The organism is Mesorhizobium sp. M2A.F.Ca.ET.067.02.1.1 (assembly GCF_004023285.1).
GTDB lineage: Bacteria > Pseudomonadota > Alphaproteobacteria > Rhizobiales > Rhizobiaceae > Mesorhizobium.
In genome coordinates this window covers 1-3968 of record NZ_RZSB01000556.1, presented here as the reverse complement: position 1 = coordinate 3968, position 3968 = coordinate 1, and the positions used below count along the sequence as shown (strand labels likewise).

Annotated in this window: 6 protein-coding genes; 3 read left to right on the top strand and 3 right to left on the bottom strand. The window is 62.2% G+C overall.

Translation table 11 applies throughout. The features are described from left to right. The 3 genes from EOA28_RS27425 to EOA28_RS27415 all read left to right on the top strand — a co-directional run. On the top strand, positions 1-817 hold an 817-nt coding region (locus tag EOA28_RS27425; RefSeq protein ID WP_128315477.1), incomplete at its 5' end, for an MBL fold metallo-hydrolase. Next, entirely contained in the window at positions 814-1827 is a 1014-nt protein-coding gene (locus EOA28_RS27420; protein WP_127249987.1) for a fumarylacetoacetate hydrolase family protein, read from the top strand. The genes EOA28_RS27425 and EOA28_RS27420, both read left to right, overlap by 4 nt. Before the next feature lie 2 nt (positions 1828-1829). Continuing rightward, on the top strand, positions 1830-2372 hold the full coding sequence (locus EOA28_RS27415; protein ID WP_127249986.1) for a DinB family protein: 543 nt from the start codon (positions 1830-1832) through the stop codon (positions 2370-2372). Here the strand turns inward: EOA28_RS27415 and EOA28_RS27410 are convergent. The 3 genes from EOA28_RS27410 to hppD all read right to left on the bottom strand — a co-directional run. Continuing rightward, on the bottom strand, positions 2369-2746 hold the full coding sequence (locus EOA28_RS27410; RefSeq protein ID WP_127249985.1) for a type II toxin-antitoxin system VapC family toxin: 378 nt from the start codon (positions 2744-2746) through the stop codon (positions 2369-2371). The two genes, EOA28_RS27415 and EOA28_RS27410, sit on opposite strands and share 4 nt — an antisense overlap. Continuing rightward, a complete protein-coding gene (locus tag EOA28_RS27405; RefSeq protein WP_126061250.1) occupies positions 2743-2967 on the bottom strand; it encodes a type II toxin-antitoxin system prevent-host-death family antitoxin in 225 nt (74 codons plus the stop codon). The genes EOA28_RS27410 and EOA28_RS27405 overlap by 4 nt, the downstream gene beginning before the upstream one ends. A 70-nt stretch (positions 2968-3037) precedes the next feature. Further along, the coding region (gene hppD, locus EOA28_RS27400) for a 4-hydroxyphenylpyruvate dioxygenase (RefSeq protein WP_128315476.1) at positions 3038-3968 on the bottom strand (931 nt) is incomplete at its 5' end.

Sequence of the window (3968 nt, the reverse complement as noted above, 5' to 3'; positions counted from 1 at the left end):
CTCATCGCTCCTTCAGATCGGCGAGCGTGACATCGTCGTCGATTGCGGGCTCGGCGTCACGCGCGGTCTGGTCGATGCCGGCATCAGCCTTAAGGCGCTTGACCTGATCTTCATCACGCACCTCCATTCGGACCATATTTTGGAACTCGGGCCGCTGATCCATACCGCCTGGACCGCAGGCCTAGCGACGCCGGTGACTGTTTTCGGCCCGCCTGGCACACAGGACTACTGGCGGCATTTCTGCCGGGCGATGGAGTTCGACATCGAGACCCGCATCGTCGACGAGGGCCGGCCGGATATTCGCAAGCTGGTCTCCGTCAAGGAATTTGGCGAGGGCGCCATCCTGGAGGAGAAAGGACTGACAGTGACGGCGCTGCGCGTCGAGCATCCGCCGGTGACCGACTGTTTTGCGCTGCGTTTCGAGCATGGCGGTAGAAGCGTAGTTTTTTCCGCCGACACGGCCTTCTTTCCGCCGCTGGCCGGCTTTGCCAAAGAGGCCGACATTCTCGTCCATGAGGCCTTGCTGGAAGAAGGTGTGGAAAGGCTGGTCGCCCGGACCGGCAACGGCGCGCGGCTGCGCGAGCACCTCTTCGCCAGCCACAGCCTCGCCGAGGATGCCGGCCGCATCGCCAGCGATGCCGGTGTGCGGCGGCTGGTGCTCAACCATCTCATTCCGGCCGACGATCCAGCCATCGGCGAAGCCGATTGGGTCGCCGCTGTCAGGAAAACTTGGCCGGGTGACTTGACGATCGCCCGCGACGGCCTTGTTGTACAACTAAGCGGCGCCAAAGCCGCGCGAGGAGAGGAAACCGCATGAAGCTTGCCACACTGAAGAACGGGACGCGCGACGGGAAGCTTGTCGTGGTCTCGCGCGATCTGACGCGGTTCACCGATGCCTCCTTCCTGGTGCCGACGCTGCAGGCCGCGATCGACGACTGGCGCCGCATTGCCCCGCATCTCGCGACGTTGGCGGAATCGCTCGAGACCAACGCCGTCCCGTCGGAGCGTTTCCACGAACACAACGCGCATTCGCCGTTGCCGCGGGCGTATCAATGGGCGGACGGCTCGGCCTATGTGAATCATGTCGAGCTGGTGCGGAAGGCGCGCGGCGCCGAGATGCCGGCAAGCTTCTGGACCGATCCGCTGATCTACCAGGGCGGCTCGGATAGTTTTGTTCCCCCGCGCGATCCGATCCGCATGGCCGACGAAGCCTTCGGCATCGACATGGAGGCCGAGGTTGCGGTCGTCGTCGACGACGTGCCGATGGGCGCGAGCCTGGAAGAGGCGAGGGAGGCGATCCGCCTCGTCATGCTGGTCAACGACGTGACGCTGCGCGCCATCACCGGGCCGGAACTGGCCAAAGGCTTCGGCTTCTTCCAGTCGAAACCGTCATCGGCCTTCTCACCGGTCGCTGTCACACCCGACGAACTGGGCGATGCCTGGGATGGCGGCAAGGTCAGCCTGCCGCTGCTCGCGGATCTCAACGGCAAGCCCTTCGGCCGCGCCAATGCCGGCGTCGACATGACCTTCGACTTTCCGGCATTGATCGCGCATGCCGCGAAAACCCGGCCGCTTGCCGCCGGCACCATCATCGGCTCCGGCACCGTTTCCAACAAGCTGAATGGCGGGCCGGGCAAACCGGTCTCGGCCGGCGGCGCCGGCTATTCCTGCATCGCCGAACTGCGCATGATCGAGACCATCGAGAGCGGCGAGCCAAAGACGCCGTTCCTGCGTTTCGGCGACACGGTGCGCATCGAGATGAAGGACAAGGCCGGCCACTCGATCTTCGGCGCCATCGAGCAGAAGGTCGAGAAATACGAGGGGTGAAGGTGACCCTGCTCGAGCATCTGCGCCGCATGGCTCGCAACAATCTGTGGTCGAATGACCGGCTCTACCGCGCCGTGCTCGCGCTCCAGCCCGGCGAGTTCGAGGCCGAACGCGTCAGCTTCTTTCCGTCGATCAAGGAGACCCTCAACCACATCCTTGCGGTCGACCTTCTCTATTTCGACTTCCTGACCGATGGTGGTCTCGGCGCGGCGGCCTACGACAACTTCGTTCCGTTCGACGGCGCGGCGGGCCTGGCCGAGGCGCAGGCCGTCTTCGACCACAGGCTGATCGCTTTCTGCGACGGCCTGTCGGAAGTCGATCTCGACCGCCGCGTCATCACCGACCGACGCGAGGATGGCAAGATCCCCGAACGCATCGGCGACGTTCTTGCGCATGTCTTCCTGCACGACATCCACCACCGCGGCCAGGTGCACGCGATGCTCTCCGGCACGTCGTTAGCGCCGCCGCAATTGGATGAGTTTCTGCTCGACTACGACATCAAGCTGAGGAGGGACGAAGTCGAGCGGTTGGGGCTGGAAAGTTAAGCTAGCGCAACGTTGTACCGAGCGAAATGCGAGTCGGATGTCAGGATCGTCAGGTTCTCTATCTGCGCCTGTGCAATCAGCAACCTATCGAACGGATCGCCATGGTGAGAAGGTAGATCGCCGACTGCGTGCGCATGCGGCAAGGTAACGGCGAGGGGCTGAAACCGCATCCTCGGAAGCAATGCTGGCAGGTCATCTGCCGCCTGAAGTTTTCCAATTGATCGTTTGATGGCGATTTCCCAAACGCTTGCCGCGCTCGCGAACACCACCGCTTCGGAGTTCAGGATGGCACGGTGCTGTTCGCTGAGACGTCGATCGTCCGAAATCGACCAGAGGATAATATGCGTGTCGGCGAGAAACGGACCTGTCGTCATTTGACGTACTCGTCCCATTCGGGACCGAGTTCGTCAAAGTCGTCCGCAATCCAGATCTTGCCCTTCAGGGCGCCGATACGCGGAAGCGGTTCGACCACCTCCGGAGGTACAATACGCGCGGCAACCCTGCCATGGCGCGTAAGCACGATCTCTTCGCCGGCTTCCGCGCGGCTTACGAGTTCCGACAATTTGGCCTTGGCTTCGGCGATGGAGACATTCATGGATGCGACCCTTTATGACCATAATTTAGGTCATATTTGATCGCATCGCAAGACATCCGAATCGGATCGCCTACGCCGCCTTGCCGTCCAGCTTGATCACGCCGCGCTTGATCTGGTCCTGCTCGATCGATTCGAACAGGGCGCGGAAATTGCCTTCGCCAAAGCCTTCGTCGCCCTTCCTCTGGATGAACTCGAAGAAGATCGGGCCGATCACGGTCTTGGAGAAGATCTGCAGCAGGATCTTGGTCATGCCGCCGTCGACCACGCCTTCGCCGTCGATCAGGATGCCGTGCTTCTTCATGCGCTCGATCGGCTCGTCATGGCCGTGCACGCGCTCATGCGACATCTCGTAATAGGTGTCGGGCGGGCCTGGCATGAACTTCAGCCCATTGGCGGCAAGCTTGTCGGTTGCCTCGTAGATGGCGTCGGTGCCGACGGCGATATGCTGGATGCCTTCGCCATTGTACTTCTTCAGATATTCGGCGATCTGGCTGGTCTCGTCCTTGGATTCGTTCAGCGGAATGCGGATCTTGCCGCAGGGCGAGGTGATGGCGCGGCTGACCAGGCCGGTGATCTTGCCGTCGATGTCGAAGAAATGGATCTGCTTGAAGCCGAACAGGTCGCGATAGAAATCCCACCATTTGTCCATGTTGCCGCGATAGACGTTGTGGGTGAGGTGGTCGAGATAATAGAAGCCGACGCCTTCCGGCTTCGGGTCGCGCTCGCCCAGCCACTCGAACTCCGCGTCATAGGCCGAGCCCTTCTCGCCATAGGCTTCGATGAAGTAGAGCAGCGAGCCGCCGATGCCGACAATGGCCGGCACGTCGAGCGCCTTGTCGGTGCCTTCGTAAGGCGTGGCGCCCTTCGCCACGGCGTGCTCGAAGGCGTGTTTGGCATCGACCACGCGCCAGGCCATCGAGGCGGCGCAAGGGCCATGCTTTTCGACGAACTTCGTCGCATGCGAGCCCGGCTCGGCATTGACGACATAGTTGATGTCGCCC